General features: G+C 67.5%; 1 protein-coding gene. It reads right to left on the bottom strand.

Going from position 1 to position 255, the window contains the following annotated elements; genetic code table 11:
• Nucleotides 1-255, bottom strand: a 255-nt coding sequence (locus tag KW825_RS20350) for a VCBS domain-containing protein (RefSeq protein WP_218330245.1), incomplete at both ends; no start/stop codon positions are given.

The raw sequence follows: 255 nt of genomic DNA on the forward strand, positions 1-255 counted from the left end.
CCAGGGCGCCGGCACTCGGGGTACCGGTACCGGCCTTGAACACCGCCTCGCCCGCATCCAGATCGGTCAGGGTCAGGGTGCCGCTGTCGGTCAGGGTCGGATTGCTGGCATCCTCGGTCACCGCACCCTGGTCGTCGCCGGCAATCACCGGCAGATCGTTGGTGCCGGTGATGGTGATGACCACCTCGTGGCTGGTGCCGTCGGCACTGTGCACGGTGAAGGTCTCCACCTTGGTCTCGCCCGCAGCCAGGTACT

The sequence above is a fragment of the Aeromonas sp. sif2433 genome, assembly GCF_019218705.1.
Classification (GTDB): Bacteria; Pseudomonadota; Gammaproteobacteria; order Enterobacterales; family Aeromonadaceae; genus Aeromonas; species Aeromonas encheleia.